This window comes from Nocardiopsis sp. M1B1, from assembly GCF_052466615.1.
Genome location: NZ_CP196194.1, coordinates 3,343,084 through 3,366,021, shown reverse-complemented (window position 1 = coordinate 3,366,021; position 22,938 = coordinate 3,343,084). Strand labels below are relative to the sequence as shown.

Sequence of the window (22,938 nt, the reverse complement as noted above, 5' to 3'; positions counted from 1 at the left end):
CGCTGTGGGATCTCCCGGCCCTCGCCTCAGCCCGTGGGGGCGCCGACCGCCCGGCCCGGGAGGGCGGACCCGTCCAGCAGGGCGCGGGCGCGGCGTTCCACGTCCTGGACCTCCTGCGCGCACGCCCCCGCCGACCACGGCTCCCCCGCGGCCAGGGCGTGGGAGGCGCGCAGCGCCACCAGGCTGCGCGCCAGGCGTCGGCGCGCGGCCGCGTCGGTGCCCGCGCACTCCCGCGCCCGGGCGAGTTCGCGCTCGCACGCGGCCAGGGCCTGGCGCAGGTGGTCACCGGCGCGGCGGTTGGCGACCGCCGCGCACACCAGGAGTCCGACCGCGGCGCCCAGCACGGTGGCCCACAGCCGCTCGGCCGCCAGCCCGTCCGCGCCCGGGTCGGCGTGGGCCAGGCCCGACAGGGCCAGGGTGAGCGGGGTGACGAACACGATGGCGTAGGAGTAGTTGGTGGTCACCACCAGTTCGGCCGCCATCTGGCACGCCACCACCAGCGCGATGACGCCCAGCGGGGAGTAGTCCAGGGAGAAGAGGGCGGTGGCCAGCGCCACGCCCACGACCGTGCCCGCGCCGCGTTGCAGGGTGCGGTGCCAGGTGGTGGTGACGTTGACGGCCTGCAGGACCGATCCGGCCGAGACGGCCGCCCAGTAGCCGTGTCCCATGCCCAGCGCCCAGGCCAGGGCTCCGGCCAGCAGGCAGGCCAGGACGATGCGCACCACCGACACCGGGGTGGGCGAGGGCGCGCGCAGTGCGGCGCGCAGGCGCTCGCCCGGCCCGGGCGCGGGTGTGTGGTGGCGGCGCAGGTGTGCGGCGGCTTGGGACAGGGCGGCGTGCTCGTCGGCGCCGACCAGGGGTTCGACGGCGCGTTCGGTGCGCAGGCGGCGTGCCAGTTCGCTCATCTCGGCGGCGGCGCGGGCGTCGGTGAGGCGGTCTCCGGTTCCGGTGAGCAGGGTTTCGGCGCGGGCGGTGAGGACCTCCAGTCCCTGGCGGGCCGGGGTGTGGCCGGGGCGGGAGAGCAGGACGTGCCAGGCGTGGTGGAGGGCGGTCTCGGCGGCGGCGCGGGCGGCGGGTGCGGGGTGGCGCAGGTGGCGGGCGAGCGCGTGCAGGGCACGGGCGACCGCCAGGCGTTCGGGGGCGGTGGGGTGGACCAGGGCGCCGACCAGGGCCAGCGTCCAGCACAGGGCGGCCGCGGCCGCGGTGGTGGCCACGACCACCGGCAGCGCGCTCAGGGGCTGGGGGTTGTAGGCGGCCACCCCGGCGGCGAAGACGAACATCAGCCCGGCCGGTGCGCCGAACTCCAGGGCATCGGAGAGGTACTTGGCCCCGCCGGCGACCAGGGCCACGACCGTGATGGCGGCCAGGGGGTGGGGGAGCACGGCCGAGGTCAGCGCGCCCAGGGCCACGGCCAGGGTCAGGGTCGCGCCGACCACGGCCAGGAGCCGGGCGCGGCGGGCGTAGGTGTCGTCGCGCGCGTACAGGGCGGTGAAGCAGCCCATGGCGGCGTAGGGGGCCAGGTCGGTGCGCCCCGCGGCGTAGAGCGCCAGAAGGGGCAGGGCCACGCACACTCCGGCGCGCAGCGCGGTGACGGCGACGTTGCCGCGCACGGGCCTGGGCGCGAAGGCCCCGCGGGTGGTGAGGGTGCGGCGCAGCGCGTCCCACAGACGATAAAAGTAATTCACAAGTAAATTATCTTAGGATGTTCCGCGGGCCGTACACACCCCCGCGGGGGGAGAGACCGCCCACTCCGCCCGGCGCCCCGCCCACGGGCACGCCCGCCCGCACCCGGCGACCGGCCCCGCCACACACGCGAAGGACACCATGAGCGACGCCGTCTCCCGCTTCCTCGACAGCTGGTCGCGCCTGCGCCCGGACCTGGACCTGACCAGCATGGCCGCCATGGGCCGCGTCCTTCGCCTGGCCGCCCTGATGAACAACGTCACCGAGGACGGACTCGCCGACGCCGAGGTCACCCGCCCCGAGTTCGAGGTCCTGGCCGCCCTGCGCCGCTCCCCCCACGGACTGCGCCCCCGCCAGCTCACCCGCGAGACCATCTCCTCGGGCGCCGCCACCACCAAACGCCTCACCCGCCTGGAGACCGCCGGGCTCATCACCCGCACCCCCCTCGAACGCGACCGCCGCGAGGTCCAGGTCCGCCTGACCGAACGCGGACAGGCCTTGGCCGACACCCTCTTCGCCGGGCAGCTCGACCGCGAGGCCGACCTCCTGCGCCCCCTGACCGGCGACGAACGCGCCCAGCTGGCCGACCTGCTCTCCCGCGTCCTGGCCCCCATCGACCGCGCCTGAGCCCCGCGCCGACGAGCGCCAGCGGCGCGCGGCCCCACCCGCCACTGTCCGGGACGGCCGCGTCGACCGAGCCGGGCTCGCGGCTCCGGCCCACCGCGCGTGGTCGGTGCCAAAACCACGGGCACACCCCGCCGGGGCCGTGCGAGGATGGCCGCCCACCCCACCACACCCCTCAGGAGTGCCATGAGCGCGCCCGCCGTCGACCTCGCCCGCGCCGTCCCCGACCTGCTGGGGCGCCCCGGCCCCGCCCGCGCCGTCCAACGCCTGCGCGGCGGCTCCAAGAAGGGCGTCTACCGACTGGCCCTGGACCAGACCACCGTCATCGCCTACCTGTGGCACCACAGCGAGGACTACTGGCCCGCCACCCCGCACGGCGCCGACCCGGCCGACCCCTTCTCCCACGCCTCGGGCGCCGACCTGTTCACCGCCGCCCACCGCGCCCTGACCGACCTGGGCGTGCGCGTCCCCCGCCTGTACGCCCTGGACACCAGCGGCGCCCACCACCCCGGCTGCCTGGCCGTGCTCGAGGACGTCCCCGGCCCCACCCTCGAAGAACTCCTGCACCGCGACCCCCGCGCCGCACGCCCGGTCCTGGACCGCCTGGGCCGCGAACTGCGCACCATGCACGCGAGCACCGACACCGCCTTCGGCAAGGTCGCCCACCTGGACACGGGCGCCGCCGCCGGCGCCCCCTCCTGCCACCAGCTGGTCCTGGACCGGGCCCTGACCGACCTGGACGAGGCCGCCCACCGCGACCCGCGCATGCGCCGGGGCCGCGAACGCCTCACCGCCACCCTGCGCACCCTGGCCGCGCGCGTGGAACCCCGCCGCGAACACGCGCTCATCCACGGCGAACTCGGCCCCGACCACGTCCTGGTCGACGCCCAGGGCGCCCCCGTCCTGATCGACATCGAGGGACTGATGTTCTTCGACGTGGAGTGGGAGCACGCCTTCCTGCGCCTGCGCTTCGGCGCCCACCACCCGCGCCTGGCCACCCGCCCCCTGGACCCGGCCCGCACCGCCCTGTACGACCTGGCCCTGCACCTGTCCCTGGTCGCCGGTCCCCTGCGCCTGCTCGACGGCGGCTACCCCGACCGCGCCTTCATGCTCGGCATCGTCGAGCACAGTCTCCACATCGCGCTGGCCACCACCGCCTGACACACTCGGTGCCCATGGACGACACCATCACCGGTCTGTGGAGCACCGACACCGTCTGGCTCAACACCGCCCAGTACGGCATCCCGCCCCGGCCCGCCCACCAGGCCCTGGCCGACGCCGTGCGCTCCTGGCACACCGCCACCGGGGACCCCGGGGCCTGGGGGCGCGAGCTCGAACAGGCCCGCGTCAACCTGGCCGCCCTGGTGGGCGCGCCCGCAGACGACCTCACCCTGGGCACCAGCACCGCCCAGATCGCCGGGACCATCGCGGCCAGCCTTCCCGACGGCGCCCGCGTCCTGGTCCCCGAGGGGGACTTCGCCTCGATCGTCTTCCCCTGGCAGGCCCAGGCCGACCGCGGCGTCACCGTGGAGGCCGTCCCCCTGGACCGCCTGGCCCAGGCCGTGGACGCGCGCACGCACCTGGTCGCCTTCAGCACGGTGCACTCGGCCAACGGACGCCTGGCCCCCACCGGCGACATCGTCGCGGCCGCCCGCGCCCACGGCGCCCTAGTCGTGGCCGACGCCACCCAGGCCGCCGGGTGGACGCCCCTGGACGCCACCGTCTTCGACGCCCTGATCGCCTCGGCCTACAAGTGGCTCATGGCGCCGCGCGGTCTGGCCCTGGCCTACCTGTCCCCCGACCTGCGCGCGCGGCTGCGCCCCAACAACGCCGGTCCGGCCGCCGCACGCGACACGGCCTCGGCCATGTACGCCGCCCGGATGGACCCGGCGCCGACCGCGCGCGCCTTCGACACCTCGCCCAACTGGTTCGCGGCCGTGGCGGCCGCCGCCTCCAGCCGGGTCCTGCTGGAGACGGGTCTGGAGAGGGTGCGCGCCCACAACACCGCCCTGACCGACCACTTCCGCGCGGCGCTGGGGCAGGAGCCCGCCCACTCGGCCATCACCAGCGTCGACCTGCCCGGCGCCTCCGACCGCCTGGCCCGGGCCGGGGTGGTGACCACCGAACGCGGGGGCCGCACCCGCCTGTCCTTCCACCTGTACAACACCCTCGACGACGCCGAGCGCGCCGCCAAGGCCCTGCTCCAGCCCTAGCGCGGGGGCGTCCCACCGGCGCGCGCCGCTTCCAGTGCAGGCCCCGACGCCCCACCGGCGTGGTGGGCCCCATCGCGGTCCGCCGCTTTCCCCGACGGGGCAGGGCGGGCCGCACACGCGGACAGGTGCGTGCACGCGCGTGCCCACGGTGGGCGCCCCGGTCTTCCGGGACCGCATCCCGCGCCGGTCGGGGCGGGCGAAAACCCGGTGGTCGCCCCCCGGACCCGCTGCCACACTGACGCGATGACCCACAACCCCTACGACTCCCCCGACGTCGCCGCCCTCTACGACCTCCTCAGCCCGTGGGGGCCCGGTGACGACTTCTACCTGGGCCTGGTCATGGCCGCGCCGCGCGTGCTGGACGCGGGGTGCGGCACCGGCCGTCTGCTCCACCGCGCCCGCACCCGCGGCCACACCGGACACCTGGTGGGCCTGGACCCGGCTCGGGCCATGCTGGAGGTGGCCCGCGGGCGCACCGACGCCGTCTCCTGGGTGCGCGGTGACCTGTCGGACCACACCTGGCAGGAGGAGTTCGACCTGGTCACCATGACCGGGCACGCCTTCCAGGAACTGCGCACTGACGAGGAGACCAGCGCCGCGTTGGAGGCGATGCGCCGTGCCCTGGCCCCGGGCGGCCTGGTGGCCTTCGAGACCCGCAACCCGGCCGCGCGCGCCTGGCAGAGGTGGACCCCCGCCCATCCGCAGCAGGTCACCACCGCCGACGGTGTGCGCGTGAGCGACGTCCACGAGGCCGCCGCGCCCACGCCCGAGGGGCTGGTGACCTTCACCAGCACCACCACCCGCTCCGACTCCGCCCTCCCCTTGCGCACCGTGAGCACCCTGCGCTTCGTGGGGGCCGACCACCTGGACCTGCTGCTGGAGCGGGCCGGGCTGCGGGCCGCCGAGCGGTTCGGGGACTGGGACCGCTCGCCCCTGACCGCGTCCAGCCCCGAGATCATCACCCTGGCCCGAACCCGCTGACCACCCGTTCCACGCCCCGGGCCCCGTACAGGACGGGGCCTGGGGCGTCGGCGTGTGGGGTGCCCCACACCGTCTTGACGCGCCCAAAGTCGTCAATAAACTTGAGTCCATCAGCATCAAGCCGAGGTTTTTCGGGGGTTCTTCCATGCTTCTCACCCGCACCATCCCCTTCGACGTCACCGCCTCCACCGCTCCCGCCGCGCGCAACGCCGCCATGGACGCGGTGCGCACCCAGGACGCCCTCGTGGTCCGGATCGACCTGCCGGGCGTGCCCGCCGACGGCATCGACCTGGAGGTGGAGGGCTCGGTGCTCACCGTCCGCGCCCAGCGCCCCGAACGGCCCGAGGAGGGCCGCGTCCTGGTCGGCGAGCGGCCCACCGGCGCCGTCACCCGCCGCCTGCGCCTGGGCCAGGACCTGGACACCGAGCACATCGAGGCCGACCACACCGACGGCGTCCTGACCCTGCGCGTCCCGGTCGCCACCAAGGCCCAGCCGCGCAAGATCCTCCTGGGCCAGGGCGGCGCCACCGCCTGACCCGGCAGAACCGACAGGGGGTGTGAGGACCACGGGGGACCTCACACCCCCTTCTTCGTGTACCCGCCCGCCCCGCGCCTTGCCGCGGGGCGGGCACTGTGCCATCCTCGAATTGGGCGAGTGACCAATACGTTCGCCCAAGGCAATCGACCAAGAAACAGGACGCACATGGCACCACGCGGCGAGGACGTCAAAGGCCGCCTGACCCGGGCAGCGGCCGAACTCATCAGCGAACGCGGCTGGTCAGCGGTCAGCACCCGCACACTCGCCGAACGCGCGGGCGTGGGCCCCGGCCTGGTCCACTACCACTTCCCCTCCCTCCAAGCCCTGCTCACCCAGGCCGCCACCCAGGCCATCACCGCCATCGTCGAGGAGGCCGCCCACCTGCTGGGCCCCACCACCACACCCGAACAGGGACTCGCCCTGATCCTGCGCGACCTGGACCGCTACCCCGGCGACGACCCCGCCTCCCACCTGGTCACCGAGACCTACCTGGCCGCCACCCGCGACCCCCGCCTGCGCGAGGCCGTCACCGGCGTCCTGGACCTGATGCGCCGCCACCTCATCGACTGGCTCACCCACGCCGGCGTCCCCAGTCCCCGCCAGACCGCCACCGTCCTGGCCGCGACCCTGGACGGCGTCCTGCTCCACCGCGCCCTCACCCCGGACCTGACCTCCACCGAGATCGAACCCGTCCTGCGCCGCCTGCTCATCCACCACACCCCAGGAGCACACCCATGAGAGCGATCGTCTGCGGAGCCGGAATCGCCGGACTGGCCGCGGCCCACCGCCTGCACACCCACGGCTGGCAGGTCACCGTCCTCGAACAGGCCCCCCGCCCCCGCACCCAGGGCTACATGATCGACTTCTTCGGCCCCGGCTACCAGGCCGCCGAACTCATGGGCCTCCTGCCCCGCCTGCGCGAACTCGGCTACGACATCGACCACGCCACCTTCGTCGACCGCGACGGCACCCCCCGCGCCAGGCTGGGCATCCAACAGTTCTCCCACCTGGGCGTGGTCTCCCTCATGCGCCCCGACCTCGAACGCGCCCTGCGCCAGAGCCTGCCCCCCGACGTGCGGGTGGACTACGACGCCACCCTGCACCGCGTCCAGGACCACGGCGACACCGTCGAGGTCACCCTCACGAGCGGCCGCACCCTGACCGGCGACCTGCTCGTGGGCGCCGACGGCATCCACTCCACCGTGCGCGCCCAGATCCTCGGCTCCACGACCGACCACCTGCGCTACCTGGGCTTCCACACCGCCGCCTTCGTCTTCACCGACCCCGACATCCACGCCCGCGTCGACGGCGGCTTCCACCTCACCGACACCATCGGCGCCCAGATGGGCCTGTACGGGCTGCGCGACGGCCGCGTGGCCGCCTTCACCGTCCACCGCAGCCCCACCCCCGACCGGCCCGCCGACCCGCGCGCCGAACTGCGCCGCACCCACGCCGACCTGGGCTGGCTGGTGCCCCGCGCCCTCCAGCACTGCCCCGACCCCGAACACGTCTACTACGACCAGGTCTCCCAGAGCGTGGTGCCCCACTGGAGCCGGGGGCGCACCGTCCTGCTCGGCGACGCCTGCGGCGCGGTCTCCCTGCTCGCGGGCCAGGGCGCCTCCCTGGCGGTGGGCGGCGCGTTCGTCCTGGCCGAACACCTGGCCTCGGCCCCCACCGTCGAGGAGGGACTGAGCCGCTACGAGCACCAGTGGCGCCCCGAGGTCGAACAGCGCCAGCGCGCCGCCCGCCGCACCGCCCGCTGGTTCCTGCCCCCCACCCGCGCCCAACTGCTCCTGCGCCGCACGGCCCTGCGCCTGACCGGCCTGCCCGGGGCGAGCCGCCTGCTGGCCGGGGCGCTCACCGGCAAACCCACCCCCGCCGTACGCGAACACACCCCCCTGACCGCCCGCGGCTGAAACACCCTGCGGGGGACGCGGCGACGGGCCCGCCCCCGGCCGGGGAGGACCGCGACCTGCCCGGAACGACCGGGCGAACCCGCCGCACCGACGACGAGGGACGCGACCACACGAACAGCCAAGACCGTCCCGGCGCTGCCGCTGTCCGAGAGGAACGTGAAGCCGTCTCGCACGACCGCACCGGTCGGCCCCGCCTGCGTCACCAGGCCGGGGAACCGACGGGGCGGCCGCGCGGCACGGGCCGATCTTCGACGAGAGGAACCACGACCGTGAAACCGAACGACCCCCGCTGCTCCCTGTGCGGACGCCAGTACGACGCCGAGTTCATGACGGGGCTGCCCTGCCGCGTGTTCAGCCGTGAGGACGTCGTGACTCCGGGATGCCCGGCCCAACGGCACATGATCGCCGACCTGGAGGCCACCGCGCCCCGAGGCACCACCCCCGCGGCCGGAGGGTGCCTCATGCTCGTCCTGGCACTGCCGACCCTGCTGATCCTCCTGCCGGTGTGAACCGCGCCGCCCCCGCCCCGGCGGCCCACACCCCCTCACCCGGGCTCGACCACCCGCCGCTCCAGGTCCACCCACCCCACGAACCCCGACGGCGACGCGCACAGCACCCGCCCTCCCGGGTTCAACCACCCCTCACGGGCGTACCAGCACGCCAACTCCCGCTCGGCGGCCCCGTCCCCGCCGTCCGCGGCCACCAGCAACCGCGCCACCTCGTCGAACACCCCGTCGTCCTCGGCCTGCATGGCCTCCCAGGTGTCCCACAGCAACACCTCCTCGCCCTGGCGGTGCGCCAACTCCAACAGCACGTAGGCGCGCACGAACCCCGCACCCCGCCACGGCAGGTCCGGGTGCACCCCGTAGCGGTCGGCGTCCACCTCCCCCGCCCGGTGGGCCAGCCACACCTGCGCCGCACTGGCCAAGACCGCGCCCCGCGCCTCAGGCGCACGCGGGATGTCCAGAACATCCACCGGCCACGGACCCGCCGGGTCCAACTGGGTGTCCGCCCACACCCACCGCCCGCCGTCCCAGTACTCGCTCACCACGTGGTCGGTTCCGAACCCCTCGTTCAGGTAGGAGGCGAACCCCACCCGGGTGCGCGCCGCCACCCCCCGCTCCCGCAGCGCCGCCACCGTCACCAGCGCGAAGTCACGACAGCACCCCACCAGCGGCTGCGCCCGGGGCCGCGTCCACGGCCCCGGGCAGCGGGCCTGGTCGGTGGCCAGCATCGCCTCCACCCACCGGTGGTCGATCTCGGCCAACCGCTCCCCGGTGAGCACCTGCCCGCCGCCGCGGTAGTGGGTCAACACCCCGCGCAGCACCCGCCCCAGCCCCGCCACGTCCCCCGCCAGCCCCGCCAGCACGCCCGCGTGCTGGCCCGGGTCGCTGTAGGGGGTGTGCGCCGCCCACCGGTCCACGTCCACCGCGCTCATCCGCGCCCCCGCTCCCTCATCGGCCGCGCCACCAGCGCGAACACCGCGTCCTGGGCCACCTCGTCCCAGGAGGCCTCGTACACCTCACGCAACGGCCCCACCGCGTGCGCGCCGCGCTGGAGCATCCACTGCTCCACCGCCCGGTAGGCGCCCATGATCCGCGGATAGAAGCAGTCGCCGCGCCTGACCTCGCACACCGCGCGCACGTGGGCGGCCTCCACCCGGATCACCGCCTCCCCCTCGGGTTCGGCGTGTCCGGTGAAGGGCACCGCCACCTCGATCGGCGCGGGCCCGTCCGGGGTCACCGCACCGTGGTAGAGGACCCAGAACCCGGGGCCGGGGCGCGCGCCCTGCCCCACCAGCAGGCGGCGCAGCGCCTGCGCCCGCCCGTGCAGGGTCGCCACCAGGTTCTGCTGGTCGGTGCGGGCCCGAACCGCCGCCACCTTGGCCGCCGCCACGTGTTCACGGCGCACCCGCCACACCGGCTCAGGGTCCTGCTCGGCCGCCCCGCCCCAGGACAGGCGCAGCTCGGCCAGGGCCGCGCGCCGCGAACGCAGCGCCTCCTCCTGGGCCCGCCACCACGCCTGGGCCCGCTCCAGGGCCTGCCCGCCCTCCTGGGCCATCACCTGGGCCACCACCGCCAGGGGCATGTCCATCTGACGCAGCAGGCGGATGCGCCGGGCCCGCTCCACCTGGGCGGCGAGGTAGAGGCGGTGCCCGCCCGCGCCCACCCGGTGGGGGACCAGCAGACCCGAGCGCTCGTACAACCGCAGCGCCTTGGGGGAGAGCCCGCTCGCACGGGCGAACTCCCCCCGGGAAAGCCCCTCGCGGGGCTGTGAGGTGCTCATGGGATGTGAGTGTGGCCCCTGCCCCAAGGGCACCGTCAACACCCGCCCGCCTCCGGGCACCGCACTGCCCGGCCCCGCGGCGGGGAGCGGCCCAGACCACCGGCCCGGCCAGCCCCATGGCCAGGATCTGCACCAACAGCTGGACCCCGTAGACGAACCCCTCGGTAGGAAAGAAGCCATTCGCGAAGCAGAAGCCGCTGTGCGCGCCCACAGCCATCCACACAGTGCCCGTCCTGACCCGGCTCGCGGCGAAGACCACCGCCTCGGACGCGTCCGGCGTGCGACCCCGACGCGCCTACAACCCCTTGACCGCGTCCGCCAACGCCTCCACCTCGGCCTCGGTGTTGAAGTAGTGCACCGAGGCACGCACCGCCTCGTCCACCCCCACACCCTCTTCCCACACCTGGTTCCACAACCGCGACACGCTCACCCGCACCCCGGCCTCCCCCAGCGCCGCACGCACCCCTTCGGCCGCCACACCCTGCACCGCGAAGGTCACGATCCCCGACCGCACCGCCCCCCGGTCCAGCACCCGCACCCCCGCCAGGCTCCCCAACCGGTCCCGGGCCTGCTCGGCCAGCGCCCCCACCCGCTCCCGGATGGGCTCCATCCCCACCGCCAACGCGTAGTCCACGGCCACACCCAACCCGATCTGACCGGCCACGTTGCGCTCGAAGCTCTCGAACCGGCGCGCGTCCTCGCGCACCCGGTACCCCTGCCCCTCCCAGTGCGCCGACGTCACGTCCACCACCGGAGGCTCCCCCAGATCCGCCCCCGACCGCGCGTACACGAACCCCGTTCCCCGCGGCCCGCGCAGGAACTTGCGCCCCGTCACCGCCAACACGTCACACCCCAGCCGCTCCACGTCCAGATCCCACTGGCCCGCCGACTGGCACGCGTCCAACACGAACAACACCCCGAACCTGCGGCACAGCGCCCCGATCCGCTCGGCCGGGTTGACCAGCCCGTTGTGCGTGGGCATGTGGTTGAGCGCCACCACCCGCACCCCGCCCCGCGCCAACTCCCGCTCCAGCGCCACCACGTCCATCACCCCGTCGGCGTCGTCGGGCACCACCTGCACCCGCACACCCCGCTCACGGGCCGCCTTGACCATCCCGAGCGCGTTACTGGGGTACTCACTGGCCGTGGTCAGCACCCGGTCCCCCTCGGCGAAGACCACCGAACCGAACGCCAACTCCCACGCCCGCGTCGCACTCTCGGTGAACGCGATCTCCTCGGGGCGCGCGCCCACCAGCCGCGCCACCGCGGTGTAGAACCCCTCCACCCGCGCCTGCGCCAGCTCGGCCGCCGCGTAACCCCCCACCCGCGCCTCCAGGCGCAGGTGATCCACCACCGCCTCCACCACCACCTGCGGCGGCAACGACGACCCCGCGTTGTCCAGATGCGCCGCCCCCGCGGCCCCAGGAGTGTCCGCCCGCACCGCAGCCACATCCACGCCCATCCAGCCCGCCCCTCCCACGCGCCCGACACCGTCGCCGCCGAACCTACCCGCCAGCCCCTTCAGCGCACCAGCCCGGCCCGGAAGGCGAACACCACCAGCTGCGCCCGGTCCCGGGCCCCGAGCTTGACCATCGCCCGGCTCACATGCGTGCGCGCCGTCGCCGGGGAGACCACCAAACGGGCCGCGATCTCCTCGTTGCTCAACCCCTCACCCACCAGCCCCACCACCTCACGCTCACGCTCGGTCAACACCTCCAGCCGCGGCACCCGCCCCCCGCCCGGCTCACGCGAGACGAACGCCGCCACCACCCGCCGCGTCACCGACGGCGACAACAACGCCTCACCCCGCGCCGCCGCCCGCACCGCGGCCAACATCTCCTGCGGGTCGCTGTCCTTGATCAAGAACCCCGACGCCCCCGCACGCAACGCCTCGAACACGTACTCGTCCAGTTCGAACGTCGTCAACACCACCACCCGGGTGTGCGCCAGCGCCTCCTCGCCCGCGATCCGCCGCAGCGCCTCCAACCCGTCCACCACCGGCATCCGCACGTCCATCAACACCACGTCCGGACGCAGCCGACGCACCAGCTCCACCGCCTGCCCGCCATCAGCGGCCTCACCCACCAACTCCAGGTCCGCCTCCCCCTCCAGCAACACCCGCAACCCCATCCGCACCAGCGCCTGGTCATCGGCCACCACCACCCGCACGCTCACCGCTCACCCCCCAACGGCAGCGACGCCCGCACCACGAACCCGCCACCCTCCCCAGGCCCCACCGACACCGACCCGCCCACCGCCCGCGCACGCTCACGCATCCCCGCGATCCCCGACCCCTCACGCACCGGCCCCACCACACCCACACCCTCATCGGCCACCCACACCCGCACCTGCTGACCCCCGTACACCACCCGCACCCGCGCCGACGCACCCTCACCGCCATGGCGCACCACGTTCGTCAACGCCTCCTGCACGATCCGAAACGCCGCGTGGTCCACCGCCGCGGGCACCCGCACCGCCTCCCCCTCCCACACCACCTCCACCCGACGCCCCGCCCCGCGCAACTCCCCCACCAACGCCTCCACACGCCCCAACCCCGGCAACGGACCCCGACCGGCCACCTCCACCCCACCCCGAAACACCGCCAGCGTGCCCCGCAACTCCTCCAGGGCCGACCGGCTGCTGTCACGGATCGCCGCCAGCGCCACCGACGCCTGCTCGGGCCGACGATCCACCACGTGCAGGGCCACCGACGCCTGCATGCTGATCACCGACAGGCTGTGCCCCACCAGATCGTGCACCTCCCGGGCGATACGCAACCGCTCCTCGTAGCGGTGGCGGTCCACCTCCTCCTGGCGCTCACGCCGCCGCGCCTCACGCCGCGCACGCACGAACACCCCACCGCCCGCGGGAAAGGCCATCGCCCCCACCGCGAACACCACCCCCACCAGCGCACCCCCGTCAGCCAACCCCCACCAGGGCTCATCCGCCCGCGAAAGCAACCCCACCGCCACCACCAACGGCGCCGTCCACGCCAAGAACACCCCCGCGCCCACCCGGATCGCGGCCGAGAACACCACCAGCGCCGGCAACACCAGCACCGGCCCCACCGGGTGCCCCGCCCCCACGAACACTGCCGCCCCCGCCGCGGCCACCACCAACGCCGCCACCGGCCACACACGGCGCACCGCCACCGCGCACACCAACACCCCCACACCCACCCACACCGACCAGGGCACCACCACCGCACCCCAGTCCACGTCCCACCCCGCGGGCGGCCCACCCCGCCAGGGGCCGCCGTGCCCGCCCCCGCCGCGCCGCTGCCACACCAACTGGCCGCGCACGAACCCCACCGCCACCGCGCCCAGCACCACACCCAGCACCAGGTCCGCGACCACCCGGCGCATCCGCCTGTCACCACTCACACCACGACCCTAGGCCGCTCGCCCCCGCCCTGTCGTGGCACCACAGGCGCAGGCGCCCTACGCACCCGGGCGCAGCACGGGTGCCGCCCGCGGGGGGACGACCGCGACCCCGCGCCCCGGACACAGTGAACCCATGAACACCGTCACCGCGGCAACCGCCCTGGCAGCCCACCCCCACTGGGGGCAGGGACCGCCCGCCTTCGTCTTTCCCGGAGCCCTGATGTTCCTTCTGCTCACCCTCGTCCTGCTCGGCGCCCTGGCCTTCGCCCTGGCCCGCCGCGGCCACCGCCCGCCCTGGGCGCCGCGCCCCGCCTCACCCGAGGAGGAGGCCCGCCGCACCCTGGCCGACCGCTTCGCCCGCGGCGACCTGACCGTGGAGGAGTTCATGGAACGCGCCAGCGCCCTGAACTGGACCCCCGGCCACAACGACCGCCCCGGCCGCACCTGACCCCGCACGCCCACCCGGCCCGGCCGCGCACCCCGCGCGGCCGGGCCCCCACGTGTGCTCCACACCCCACACCGATCCGACCGGGGCACCCCCACCCATCAGCCACAATGGCCAACACACCACCCCGACCACGAAGACGCGAGCACCACCATGCCCATCCCCAAGGCCGAACTCCACGTCCACATCGAAGGCACCCTGGAACCCGAACTGGCCTTCGCCCTGGCCCGACGCAACGGCCTGACCCCGCCCCACCCCGACGTCGACTCCCTGCGCCGCGCCTACTCCTTCACCGACCTGCAGTCCTTCCTGGACCTGTACTACGCCCTCATGGACGTCCTGCGCACCGAAGCCGACTTCACCGACCTGGCCACCGCCTACCTCGACCGCGCCGCCACCCAGGGCGTACGCCACGCCGAGATCTTCTTCGACCCCCAGGCCCACACCAGCCGCGGCATCAGCCTGGACACGGTGATCAACGGCCTCACGGCCGCCCTGAACACCAGCGAACACACCCATAACATCAGCAGCACGCTCATCCTGTGCTTCCTGCGCGACCGCCCCGCCGCCGAAGCCCTGGACACCCTCCACCAGGCCCGACCCCACCTGGAACACATCAGCGCCGTCGGCCTGGACTCGGCCGAGGTCGGCCACCCGCCCGAGAAGTTCACCGAGGTCTTCGCCGCCGCCCGCGACCTGGGCCTGCGCCGCGTCGCCCACGCCGGCGAGGAGGGCCCCGCCTCCTACATCTGGCAGGCCCTCAACCTCCTGGGCGCCGAACGCATCGACCACGGCATCCGCTGCCTGGAGGACCCCGGCCTGGTCGCCCACCTGGCCGCCACCCAGACCCCGCTGACCGTGTGCCCGCTGTCCAACGTGCGCCTGCGCGCCGTACCCGACCTGGCCCGGCACCCCCTGCCCGACCTGATGGAGGCCGGACTGCTGGTGACCGTCAACTCCGACGACCCCTCCTACTTCGGCGGCTACGTCCACGACAACTACCAGGCCCTGCACACCCACCTGGGCCTGGGCGCCGAACAGCTGCGCCAACTGGCCCGCAACTCCTTCACCGCCTCCTTCCTCACCCCCCAGCGCAAGGCCCAGCTCATCGCCGAGGTCGACGCCCACCCCCACCCCTGGTAGACGTGTGGCCCCGCCCCCACACTCGGGGACGGGGCCACACCGGCCTCCGCGGGCACGGTCCGGCGTGCGCTCAGAACTGGTCCAGGGCCCGCTCGATCGCGCGGCGCCCCCGCCTCAACCCGCCCAGGTCAACCGCTGCCCGTGCTCACCGGCAAAAGCCACCACACGCCCGTCCAACGCCAACGCGAAATCGGTACCCACCCCAGGACGCGGACCCTCCAACGAGGGCAGCACCGCCGCACCCTCGTTCGACACCCAGTGCCCCTCCAACCCCCGCACCGCCTCAACGAACGCGTCCCGCGCAGCCTCATCCAGGTAGGCCAGCACCGCGCTGTGCATCACCACCAACCGCGCCCCCGCGGGCACCCGCGCCGCCACCGCCTCCAACTCCCCCACCAGGTCACCGGCCACCATCACGGGCGGCTCGGCCGCCGCCACCCGCGCCGCCGCCCGCAACCGCTCCCGCCGCTCGGCCTCATACGGCCCCGGCCAGATCAGCGCCTCCAACCACCGCACGTCCTCCTCGCGGCGCACGTCCAACGGGTTCAGGTCGATCCCCGCCCGCCACACCACCCGCGGCACCCGCCCGGGCACCGGAACCGGCCCCGAGGTCGCACACTCCAGCAGCACCGGGCTGCGCTGCGGACCGATCGGCGCCCCGCCGTCGAAGGAGTAGCGGTACCGGTCCGGGTACAGGCACAACCCCGCCGACGCCCCCACCTCCACCAGCGCCAACGGCCCCTCCAGACCGGCCAGCACCGGAAGCAGGGTCGCGCACCGGCGCACCTCGTTGGTCTGGGTGTAGCGCTCCAGCACCACCGCCCGCACCGCCTCCCAGTGCTCCAGGAGCCAGGCGCGAAAATCCGCCCACTCCCCCACCGGCCCGCCCAGGAACCGCACCGCGCCCAGCAACAGGTTGGGCTGGCGCTTGTTGCCCGCGGGCAGGGAGGCCACCAGCTCCAGCACCCGCTCGTCCCCGGCCAGGGCCCGGGCGATACGCGCGTACGCCGGAGCCGCGTCCTGGGCGTAACCGTCCGCGAAGTTCCGGTACTGCCTCACGATGCTGTGCACGCTCGCGTCCACGGCGGCGACATGCTCCACGGCCACACGCTCCTTCACCTCGGGGGAACAGGTGCGGTGTTCCTACCCCGCCCCCGCACCCGCCGACCCGTGACCGCGCTCACCCCCACAAGACACCGCGTGCCCACCCGGCCCCCACCCTTCCTGCCGCCACCGGGAACCAACCAGCCCCACCAGCCGTTCCACCCAGCGAGACCAAGGACACGAACAGATCACGAGAACTCTCACCCGCGCAGGACAATCCCAGGCTGGTGACGACCACACCACACGAACGGACACCCGTGAGGATCTCCCACCGAGGCAAGCTCCGCAGCACCACCCACCCCAGCACCACCCCCCTGCCACCCCTGGTGGAGTTCCACGACGTGTCCCTCACCCCCCACCTGGACCACCTCGACCTGACCCTGCACCCCGGCGAACACGTGGCCCTGGTCGGCCTGACCGACCAGGCCACCACCGCGCTGACCCGCCTGCTCACCGGCCAGACCACCCCCACCCACGGACGCCTGACCACCCACACCCGCCCCCACCTGCTCACCCCCCGCCCCACCCTGGCCCACACCATCACCGGCCAGAACACACCCCGAGCCGACGACCCCCACCTGGCCCACGCCCTGACCCACACCCGCCTGGAACCACACCGCCTGCACACACCCCTGGACGCCCTACCCCCCGCCCTGCTCCCCCGCGTCCACCAGGCCCGCGCCCTCTACGCCCAACGCACCAACACCCGCCTGCTCGTGCTCACCGCCCCACCCGCCCACGACCAGGCCCACCCGCCCACCACCCCCGACACCGGCCTGCTCACCCTCACCCGCCAACCCACCCTGGCCCGCACCGCCGACCGCATCCTGCTCCTGTACAAGGGACGCGTCACCGAAACCGGAACCCACCACCAACTCCTGGTCCGCGGCGGCGCCTACGCACGCCTGTACGCCCTCACCGGCACCCACCGCACCACCGGCCACGCCCTAGGATGAACACGTGGCACCCATCGTCAAGGAACTCACCGTCGGCCAGGTGGCCGAACGCGCCGGAGTCGCCGTCTCAGCCCTGCACTTCTACGAACGCCAGGGCCTGATCCACAGCCGCCGCACCGCCGGCAACCAGCGCCGCTACCGCCGCGACACCCTGCGCCGGGTCTCCTTCATCCGCATCTCCCAACGCGTGGGCATGCCCCTGGCACGTATCCGCCAGGCCCTGGACACCCTGCCCGACAACCGCACCCCCACCCGTGACGACTGGGCCCGCCTGTCCCAGCAGTGGCGCACCGAACTCGACGCCCGCATAAGCCAACTCATCCGCCTGCGCGACGACCTGACCAACTGCATCGGCTGCGGCTGCCTGTCCCTGGACACCTGCACCCTGTCCAACCCCGACGACGCCCTGGCCTCCGCCGGCCCCGGCCCGCGCCGCCTGATGGTCAACGCCCTGGCCCGCGAGAGCGGCTGAACACACGGGGAGGGCGGCGAACACCCGCGTTCGCCGCCCTCCCCGCACCGCCCCTACACCCCGGCGGCCTCGTCGCGTCCGCGCCGCGCCAACGCGTCGGCGCGCTCGTTGCCCTCGTCCCCGCTGTGCCCGCGCACCCAGCGCCACTCCACCTCATAGCGCGAGGCGACCTCGTCCAGGCGCTGCCACAGGTCCACGTTCTTGACCGGCTTCTTGTCGGCCGTGCGCCAGCCCCGCCGCTTCCACCCGTGCAGCCACGAGGTGATCCCGTTGCGCACGTAGGAGGAGTCGGTGTGCACCAGCACCGGCAGCGGCTGGCGCAGGCTCTCCAGCGCCCGGATCGCCGCCATCAGCTCCATCCGGTTGTTGGTGGTCTGCGCCTCACCCCCGTACAGCTCCTTCTCGTGGCCGCCGTAGCGCAGCCACACCCCCCACCCGCCCGGACCGGGGTTACCGCTGCACGCCCCGTCGGTGTAGATGACCACCCGCTGCGTCGGCTCCTGGCCGACCTCGTCCCCGTTACGCATGCCGGGCAATCTACCGCCCCCCACGGTCACGAAAAGGCCACAACCCCCGCCAACGGGGCCACAAAAGGAGCCAATCACCCCCAATGGAGCCCCCGCACCCGCCACTTCGGCCCGCCGACCCAACCAAAGGACCCTCCACACCCGCCCCAACCAACCACCCCCGCACCACAAAAAAGGGGCGTTCCGCACCCGGAACACCCCCACACGCAGCCCAGATCAGCCGGCCAACTCCCTCGCCAGCTCCTCGGCCCGCTCCTCACGACGCGCGAACACGTCGTTGGCCATCTCGTTCATCTTCTTCAGCACCCGCTTGCGCTCACGCGCACTCAACCGGTCCACGTACAACCGGCCCAGCGTGTGATCGGTCTCGTGCTGCAGACACCGGGCGAAGTACCCGCTGCCGCTGACGACCACGGGCTCACCGTCGCGGTCCACCCCCCGCACCGTGGCGTGCTCGACCCGCCCCAGATCCGCGTGCGGCCCCGGAACCGACAAACACCCCTCCGACTCCACCACCACCGCGTCATCGGGATCACGCTCGTCCAACACCGGGTTGACCACGTGCCCCACATGACGCACACCGTCATCATCAGGGCAGTCATAGACGAACACCCGCAGGTCCACACCCACCTGGCTGCCCGCCAACCCCACACCCTCGGCCGCGTACATCGTCACGAACATGTCGTCGATGAGAGCGGCCAACTCCGCCGAGCCCAACATCTGCGGCGCCACATCCACACCACGCCGGTGCAGCACCTCCTCACCCGTCACGGTGATCCGCCGCACCCGGCCGCGCGCCGCCTCCGGAGCCCACTCGGGAAAATCCGCGACCTCCCGGCCCTGAACGACGACGCCAACCCCGCCATGCTCCGACATGGTCCTACTCTCACCACACTTCAACGAAACCAGGAGTTGCCCTGGATCAGACACCGCGCCAGGTAGTCGCGCAACGACACCACCACCAGGCGTCGCCGGTCACTCTCATGGTCCCACACCACGATCCCCGGACCGTAGTCGGTGTGCACGTAGGCGAACTGCGGCCCCATGTCGGAGTCACCGAAGAAGATCATCTCGTCGAAGGGCGCGTACAGCTCCAGATAGTCCGGCTCCCGGCGCATCGCCAGGTTGTCCTCCACCAGACGCCGCGCACTCCACACCACCGCGTCCCCGTACTCGTTGGTCACCCCGTCGGTCTCGCGCAGCAACGAGGCCAGCTCGAAGGGCAGGGGCAGCATCAGGTGCTTCTCCACCTCGGCCAGGGTCACCTCATCGGCCGGATCGCTCAGATCGGCCTCGGGATACATCTCCAGGATCAGTTCACGCCACACACTCCTGATCATCACAGGTCGTGGCAACCCACGGGAAATCGTCGGCGGCGAGTTGCGCCAAAAACCCGAACCCGCGGGCGCCGCACCACCCCAAATCCCGAACACGCCACCCATATCACGATGCGTGCGCAACCGATCACTATCCCACACAATGACCCCATGGCTTCCACCGCACGCATGCTCGCCACCACCGCGCTCGCCGCCGCCCTGACCGCCCTGGGCACGCCGACCCACGCCACCACCGCGACCACCGCCGCCTACCCCGGCCACACCACCAGCCGCTACGTCCCCCTCACCAACGCCACCTCCACCCAGGCCCACGAAGCCGGATGCACCGAAGGACGCACCGGCGCCACCGGCCCGCGCATCCTCTTCTTCGGCACCCAGGAAAAGAACGACACCCTACGCGAACCCGGCACCTCGGCGAACTCCACCACACCCCGCTCCGCCTACAGCAAGGCCGCCGCCTACGCCCACCACTGGGCCCAGGGCTTCACCGAGTGCCGCACCGGCCAGGCCACCGCCCACCTGGCCCTGGGCGTCAACAACAAGGACGACGGCGGCGTCACCGGCACCCACGCCGGACAGCGCTGGGCCGACCTGGTCACCACCACCCAAGACGCCTCCACCACCGAGGCCGTCACCATCACCGCCGCCCTGGACGCCGAACCCTCCTGGTCCACCCCCGCCTGGGCCCGCGACTGGCTCGCCGCCTACACCCAGGCCACCACCACACCGCTCTACGCCGCCAACTCCGCCGACTCCTGCCCTACCACCGGCTCGGGCGACTGCGCCAACGGCTGGCGCCTGGCCGACGTCCACCACATGGCCGGCGGAGGCAACCCCCGCGTCCACGTCATCCCCCAGATCTACCGCACCGACGGCATCCAGGCCGACCAGTGGGCCAACATCAGCCGCTGGGGCCACACCAACGCCGACGACCCCCTGCGCTTCGCCGGAGCCATGTCCCAGCACACCGCCTGCCAACAGCGCACCTGCAACAACACCGACAACACCCCCCAACAGTCCTGGGACCAGCTCAAGAAGGCCCTGGACGCCCACAGCAGCACCCGCGTCAGCGACCTGGGCCCCGCCACCGACATGCGCTGGCCCTAAAAGCCCCGAACACACCGCTCAGGAGGGCTCCCGCACTGACCGGGAGCCCTCCTGACCACTGCCCCCACCCCCACGACAGGGGAGCCCACACCACCGCGCCCACACCCGCGAACAGGACACAATAGACACCAGCACCCACGAGCGCAGGAACGGAAGAACCACCCATGGCCACCGCACCCCACCAACGCGCAGGCCGCCTCACCACCCTGGCCTACCTCTTCCTCCTGCTCTCCCAGAACATCGCCGCCCTCCTGCTACTCCCCCTCGTCGTCCTCTCGGCCGTACTCACCCTGACCTGGATCGGCCTGCCCTTCGTCATCCTCACCGCCCTCCTCCTACGCACCCTCGCCGACAGCCAACGCCGCACCCTCAGCCACCTGCTCATCAAAAACAGCAAAACCCCCCGAGGCCGCACCACCCCCGGCCTGCCCGCACCCACCCCCCGCCCCCTGCACCGCCCCATCGCCTCCGCCTACCGCCCCATCCCCCCCACCGGCATCACCCGCCGCGGCACCGCCATCATCACCGACCCCGCCACCTGGAGAGACCTGCTCTGGCTCATCTCCGCACCCGCCAGCTTCCTCCTCGTCGCCATCCCCCTCACCCTCATCGCCCACGGCATCGAACAACTCCTCTTCGCCCTCAACCTCACCGGCCCCACCCTCTACGACACCTACACCCCCACCACCACCCTCAACCAACTCATCATCCTCATCCCGGCCCTGGCCCTCATCACCCTGGGCTGGCTCCTCATCCCCCTGGCCGCCGACACCTACCTGCGCTTCAACCGCCTCCTGCTCTCCCCCTCCGAAAAAACCCGACTCACCGCCCGCGTCGCCCACCTGGCCACCAGCCGCGCCCACACCATCGACACCCAGGCCTCAGAGATCCGCCGCATCGAACGCGACCTCCACGACGGCGCCCAAGCCCGCCTCGTCGCCCTGGGCATGAACCTCGGCATGGCCGAACAAATCGTCGAAAAAGACCCCGAAACCGCCCGCGCCATGCTCACCGAAGCCCGCGAAACCACCCGCCACGCCCTCACCGAACTCCGCGACCTCGTCCGCGGCATCCACCCACCCGTCCTCGTCGAACGCGGCCTCGACGGCGCCGTCCACGCCCTCGCCCTCACCCACCACCTCCCCATCACCGTCACCATCCACCTCCACGGCCGCCCCGCCGACCCCGTGGAATCCGCCGCCTACTTCGCCATCGCCGAACTCCTCACCAACACCGCCAAACACGCCCACGCCACCCACGCCTGGATCCACATCAACCACGGCCGCAACCGCCTCGTCATCACCATCACCGACAACGGCACCGGCGGCGCCACCCCCGCCCCCGGCAGCGGCCTGGCCGGCATCCGCCGACGCCTGGACGCCTTTGATGGCACGATGAACATCACCAGCCCACCGGGCGGCCCCACCATCGTGACCCTGGAGATCCCGTGCGCGTTGTCATCGCCGAAGACCTTGCCCTCCTCAGAGACGGACTGATCCGCCTCCTCCAGGCACACGACTTCACCGTCGTCGCCGCCGTCGACAACGGCCCCGACCTCCACACCGCCCTCACCGAACACAAACCCGACGTCGCCGTCGTCGACGTACGCCTACCCCCCACCTTCACCGACGAAGGCCTCCAAGCCGCCATCGCCGCCCGCACCCAGATCCCCGGCCTGCCCATCCTCGTGCTCTCCCAGCACGTCGAACAGCTCTACGCCCGCGAACTGCTCTCCGACGACACCGGCGGCGTCGGCTACCTCCTCAAGGACCGCGTCTTCGACATCGGCCAGTTCATCGAAGCCGTCCGCCGCGTCGCCGACGGCGGCACCGCCATGGACCCCGCCGTCATCTCCCAACTCCTCGCCCGCCAGGACCAGAGCGGCCCCCTGGCCCAACTCACCCCCCGCGAACGCGAAGTCCTGTCCGAAATGGCCGAAGGACGCTCCAACTCCGCCATCGCCGCACGCCTCTACATCACCGAAAAAGCCGTCAGCAAGCACATCAACAACATCTTCACCAAACTCGACCTACCGCCCTCCTCCGACGACAGCCGCCGCGTCCTAGCCGTCCTGGCCTTCCTCAACGGCCAGTAACCACCCCGATCACACCCCCTCGGCGCCCAGAACCCGCCCCACCGGACCGCGCCCGTGCACCCACAGCGGTCAACACCAGGTACCGCGCCAACAGCACCGCGGCCACCGCGCCCGACCCCCGAACCCGG

25 protein-coding genes are annotated in these 22,938 nt (G+C 73.3%); 15 read left to right on the top strand and 10 right to left on the bottom strand.

Features of this window, described 5'->3' with window-relative positions:
* Window positions 1-26: 26 nt before the first annotated feature.
* Window positions 27-1,685: an FUSC family protein gene (locus ACSTA4_RS14515; protein WP_444963994.1), complete on the bottom strand. Its 1,659-nt coding sequence runs from the start codon at window positions 1,683-1,685 to the stop codon at window positions 27-29.
* 139 nt (window positions 1,686-1,824) lie between these two features.
* Here ACSTA4_RS14515 and ACSTA4_RS14510 point away from each other — a divergent pair, with 139 nt between their 5' ends.
* From ACSTA4_RS14510 to ACSTA4_RS14475, 8 genes are all read left to right on the top strand, one after another.
* Window positions 1,825-2,310, top strand: a complete 486-nt coding sequence (locus ACSTA4_RS14510; RefSeq protein ID WP_444963993.1) for a MarR family winged helix-turn-helix transcriptional regulator — start codon at window positions 1,825-1,827, stop codon at window positions 2,308-2,310.
* A 183-nt stretch (window positions 2,311-2,493) separates the two neighbouring features.
* Window positions 2,494-3,468 carry a phosphotransferase family protein gene (locus ACSTA4_RS14505; protein ID WP_444963992.1) on the top strand — a complete coding sequence of 325 codons (975 nt, stop codon included), beginning with the start codon at window positions 2,494-2,496 and terminating at the stop codon, window positions 3,466-3,468.
* A 14-nt stretch (window positions 3,469-3,482) separates the two neighbouring features.
* Window positions 3,483-4,520, top strand: coding sequence for an aminotransferase class V-fold PLP-dependent enzyme (locus tag ACSTA4_RS14500; protein ID WP_444963991.1), 1,038 nt, complete (start codon window positions 3,483-3,485; stop codon window positions 4,518-4,520).
* Window positions 4,521-4,763: 243 nt separating this feature from the next.
* On the top strand, window positions 4,764-5,501 hold the full coding sequence (locus ACSTA4_RS14495) for a class I SAM-dependent methyltransferase (RefSeq protein WP_444963990.1): 738 nt from the start codon (window positions 4,764-4,766) through the stop codon (window positions 5,499-5,501).
* A gap of 145 nt (window positions 5,502-5,646) precedes the next feature.
* Window positions 5,647-6,036, top strand: a complete 390-nt coding sequence (locus ACSTA4_RS14490) for an Hsp20/alpha crystallin family protein (RefSeq protein ID WP_444963989.1) — start codon at window positions 5,647-5,649, stop codon at window positions 6,034-6,036.
* Between the two features lie 168 nt (window positions 6,037-6,204).
* Window positions 6,205-6,777, top strand: a complete 573-nt coding sequence (locus ACSTA4_RS14485; RefSeq protein ID WP_444963988.1) for a TetR/AcrR family transcriptional regulator — start codon at window positions 6,205-6,207, stop codon at window positions 6,775-6,777.
* Window positions 6,774-7,955: an FAD-dependent oxidoreductase gene (locus tag ACSTA4_RS14480; RefSeq protein ID WP_444963987.1), complete on the top strand. Its 1,182-nt coding sequence runs from the start codon at window positions 6,774-6,776 to the stop codon at window positions 7,953-7,955. The genes ACSTA4_RS14485 and ACSTA4_RS14480 overlap by 4 nt, the downstream gene beginning before the upstream one ends.
* A 269-nt stretch (window positions 7,956-8,224) precedes the next feature.
* Window positions 8,225-8,464 carry a hypothetical protein gene (locus tag ACSTA4_RS14475; protein ID WP_274977907.1) on the top strand — a complete coding sequence of 80 codons (240 nt, stop codon included), beginning with the start codon at window positions 8,225-8,227 and terminating at the stop codon, window positions 8,462-8,464.
* Between the two features lie 35 nt (window positions 8,465-8,499).
* On the opposite strand, the gene ACSTA4_RS14470 is transcribed toward ACSTA4_RS14475, so the two are convergent.
* The 5 genes from ACSTA4_RS14470 to ACSTA4_RS14450 form a co-directional block, all read right to left on the bottom strand.
* Window positions 8,500-9,393 carry a transglutaminase domain-containing protein gene (locus ACSTA4_RS14470; protein WP_444963986.1) on the bottom strand — a complete coding sequence of 298 codons (894 nt, stop codon included), beginning with the start codon at window positions 9,391-9,393 and terminating at the stop codon, window positions 8,500-8,502.
* Window positions 9,390-10,241, bottom strand: coding sequence for a MerR family transcriptional regulator (locus tag ACSTA4_RS14465; RefSeq protein WP_444963985.1), 852 nt, complete (start codon window positions 10,239-10,241; stop codon window positions 9,390-9,392). The genes ACSTA4_RS14470 and ACSTA4_RS14465 overlap by 4 nt, the downstream gene beginning before the upstream one ends.
* A gap of 295 nt (window positions 10,242-10,536) precedes the next feature.
* Entirely contained in the window at window positions 10,537-11,703 is a 1,167-nt protein-coding gene (locus ACSTA4_RS14460; protein ID WP_444963984.1) for an aminotransferase class V-fold PLP-dependent enzyme, read from the bottom strand.
* 59 nt (window positions 11,704-11,762) lie between these two features.
* On the bottom strand, window positions 11,763-12,416 hold the full coding sequence (locus ACSTA4_RS14455) for a response regulator (RefSeq protein WP_274977903.1): 654 nt from the start codon (window positions 12,414-12,416) through the stop codon (window positions 11,763-11,765).
* Window positions 12,413-13,606: a sensor histidine kinase gene (locus ACSTA4_RS14450; protein ID WP_444964180.1), complete on the bottom strand. Its 1,194-nt coding sequence runs from the start codon at window positions 13,604-13,606 to the stop codon at window positions 12,413-12,415. Before ACSTA4_RS14450 ends, ACSTA4_RS14455 begins: the two co-directional genes overlap by 4 nt.
* 151 nt (window positions 13,607-13,757) lie before the next feature.
* Between ACSTA4_RS14450 and ACSTA4_RS14445 the strand changes: the two genes are divergently transcribed.
* Window positions 13,758-14,072 carry an SHOCT domain-containing protein gene (locus ACSTA4_RS14445; RefSeq protein ID WP_444963983.1) on the top strand — a complete coding sequence of 105 codons (315 nt, stop codon included), beginning with the start codon at window positions 13,758-13,760 and terminating at the stop codon, window positions 14,070-14,072.
* A gap of 150 nt (window positions 14,073-14,222) precedes the next feature.
* Window positions 14,223-15,212 (top strand): adenosine deaminase, encoded by a 990-nt coding sequence (locus ACSTA4_RS14440; protein WP_444963982.1) that lies wholly within the window; start codon window positions 14,223-14,225, stop codon window positions 15,210-15,212.
* A 114-nt stretch (window positions 15,213-15,326) separates the two neighbouring features.
* On the opposite strand, the gene ACSTA4_RS14435 is transcribed toward ACSTA4_RS14440, so the two are convergent.
* Entirely contained in the window at window positions 15,327-16,313 is a 987-nt protein-coding gene (locus ACSTA4_RS14435) for a DUF2332 domain-containing protein (RefSeq protein WP_444964179.1), read from the bottom strand.
* Between the two features lie 260 nt (window positions 16,314-16,573).
* On the opposite strand from ACSTA4_RS14435, the gene ACSTA4_RS14430 reads away from it, so the two are divergent.
* Window positions 16,574-17,272 (top strand): ABC transporter ATP-binding protein, encoded by a 699-nt coding sequence (locus ACSTA4_RS14430; RefSeq protein ID WP_444964178.1) that lies wholly within the window; start codon window positions 16,574-16,576, stop codon window positions 17,270-17,272.
* 4 nt (window positions 17,273-17,276) lie between these two features.
* On the top strand, window positions 17,277-17,744 hold the full coding sequence (gene soxR, locus ACSTA4_RS14425; protein ID WP_047872170.1) for a redox-sensitive transcriptional activator SoxR: 468 nt from the start codon (window positions 17,277-17,279) through the stop codon (window positions 17,742-17,744).
* 53 nt (window positions 17,745-17,797) lie between these two features.
* Here the strand turns inward: soxR and rnhA are convergent, their stop codons facing one another.
* The 3 genes from rnhA to ACSTA4_RS14410 all read right to left on the bottom strand — a co-directional run bounded on the left by rnhA (window position 17,798) and on the right by ACSTA4_RS14410 (window position 19,611).
* Window positions 17,798-18,271 carry a ribonuclease HI gene (gene rnhA / locus ACSTA4_RS14420; RefSeq protein WP_019607377.1) on the bottom strand — a complete coding sequence of 158 codons (474 nt, stop codon included), beginning with the start codon at window positions 18,269-18,271 and terminating at the stop codon, window positions 17,798-17,800.
* Window positions 18,272-18,487: 216 nt separating this feature from the next.
* Window positions 18,488-19,147 carry a peptide deformylase gene (def, locus tag ACSTA4_RS14415; RefSeq protein WP_212639929.1) on the bottom strand — a complete coding sequence of 220 codons (660 nt, stop codon included), beginning with the start codon at window positions 19,145-19,147 and terminating at the stop codon, window positions 18,488-18,490.
* 20 nt (window positions 19,148-19,167) lie between these two features.
* Window positions 19,168-19,611, bottom strand: a complete 444-nt coding sequence (locus ACSTA4_RS14410; RefSeq protein ID WP_013152997.1) for an SMI1/KNR4 family protein — start codon at window positions 19,609-19,611, stop codon at window positions 19,168-19,170.
* A gap of 165 nt (window positions 19,612-19,776) precedes the next feature.
* Between ACSTA4_RS14410 and ACSTA4_RS14405 the strand changes: the two genes are divergently transcribed.
* The 3 genes from ACSTA4_RS14405 (at window position 19,777) to ACSTA4_RS14395 (ending at window position 22,810) form a co-directional block, all read left to right on the top strand.
* Window positions 19,777-20,715, top strand: a complete 939-nt coding sequence (locus tag ACSTA4_RS14405; RefSeq protein WP_444964177.1) for a hypothetical protein — start codon at window positions 19,777-19,779, stop codon at window positions 20,713-20,715.
* 164 nt (window positions 20,716-20,879) lie between these two features.
* A complete protein-coding gene (locus ACSTA4_RS14400; RefSeq protein WP_444963981.1) occupies window positions 20,880-22,211 on the top strand; it encodes a histidine kinase in 1,332 nt (443 codons plus the stop codon).
* The gene (locus ACSTA4_RS14395) at window positions 22,163-22,810 is read left to right on the top strand and encodes a LuxR C-terminal-related transcriptional regulator (protein ID WP_013152994.1); all 648 of its coding nucleotides are present in this window, start codon (window positions 22,163-22,165) and stop codon (window positions 22,808-22,810) included. Before ACSTA4_RS14400 ends, ACSTA4_RS14395 begins: the two co-directional genes overlap by 49 nt.
* Window positions 22,811-22,938 lie beyond the last annotated feature (128 nt).

Coding starts and splice junctions, on each gene's coding strand:
- ACSTA4_RS14510 (WP_444963993.1), top strand. CDS start 1,825: ATGAGCGACGCCGTCTCCCGCTTCCTCGACAGCTGGTCGCGCCTGCGC.
- ACSTA4_RS14505 (WP_444963992.1), top strand. CDS start 2,494: ATGAGCGCGCCCGCCGTCGACCTCGCCCGCGCCGTCCCCGACCTGCTG.
- ACSTA4_RS14500 (WP_444963991.1), top strand. CDS start 3,483: ATGGACGACACCATCACCGGTCTGTGGAGCACCGACACCGTCTGGCTC.
- ACSTA4_RS14495 (WP_444963990.1), top strand. CDS start 4,764: ATGACCCACAACCCCTACGACTCCCCCGACGTCGCCGCCCTCTACGAC.
- ACSTA4_RS14490 (WP_444963989.1), top strand. CDS start 5,647: ATGCTTCTCACCCGCACCATCCCCTTCGACGTCACCGCCTCCACCGCT.
- ACSTA4_RS14485 (WP_444963988.1), top strand. CDS start 6,205: ATGGCACCACGCGGCGAGGACGTCAAAGGCCGCCTGACCCGGGCAGCG.
- ACSTA4_RS14480 (WP_444963987.1), top strand. CDS start 6,774: ATGAGAGCGATCGTCTGCGGAGCCGGAATCGCCGGACTGGCCGCGGCC.
- ACSTA4_RS14470 (WP_444963986.1), bottom strand. CDS start 9,393: ATGAGCGCGGTGGACGTGGACCGGTGGGCGGCGCACACCCCCTACAGC.
- ACSTA4_RS14465 (WP_444963985.1), bottom strand. CDS start 10,241: ATGAGCACCTCACAGCCCCGCGAGGGGCTTTCCCGGGGGGAGTTCGCC.
- ACSTA4_RS14460 (WP_444963984.1), bottom strand. CDS start 11,703: ATGGGCGTGGATGTGGCTGCGGTGCGGGCGGACACTCCTGGGGCCGCG.
- ACSTA4_RS14450 (WP_444964180.1), bottom strand. CDS start 13,606: ATGCGCCGGGTGGTCGCGGACCTGGTGCTGGGTGTGGTGCTGGGCGCG.
- ACSTA4_RS14445 (WP_444963983.1), top strand. CDS start 13,758: ATGAACACCGTCACCGCGGCAACCGCCCTGGCAGCCCACCCCCACTGG.
- ACSTA4_RS14440 (WP_444963982.1), top strand. CDS start 14,223: ATGCCCATCCCCAAGGCCGAACTCCACGTCCACATCGAAGGCACCCTG.
- rnhA (WP_019607377.1), bottom strand. CDS start 18,271: ATGCGTAACGGGGACGAGGTCGGCCAGGAGCCGACGCAGCGGGTGGTC.
- def (WP_212639929.1), bottom strand. CDS start 19,147: ATGTCGGAGCATGGCGGGGTTGGCGTCGTCGTTCAGGGCCGGGAGGTC.
- ACSTA4_RS14410 (WP_013152997.1), bottom strand. CDS start 19,611: ATGATCAGGAGTGTGTGGCGTGAACTGATCCTGGAGATGTATCCCGAG.
- ACSTA4_RS14405 (WP_444964177.1), top strand. CDS start 19,777: ATGCTCGCCACCACCGCGCTCGCCGCCGCCCTGACCGCCCTGGGCACG.
- ACSTA4_RS14400 (WP_444963981.1), top strand. CDS start 20,880: ATGGCCACCGCACCCCACCAACGCGCAGGCCGCCTCACCACCCTGGCC.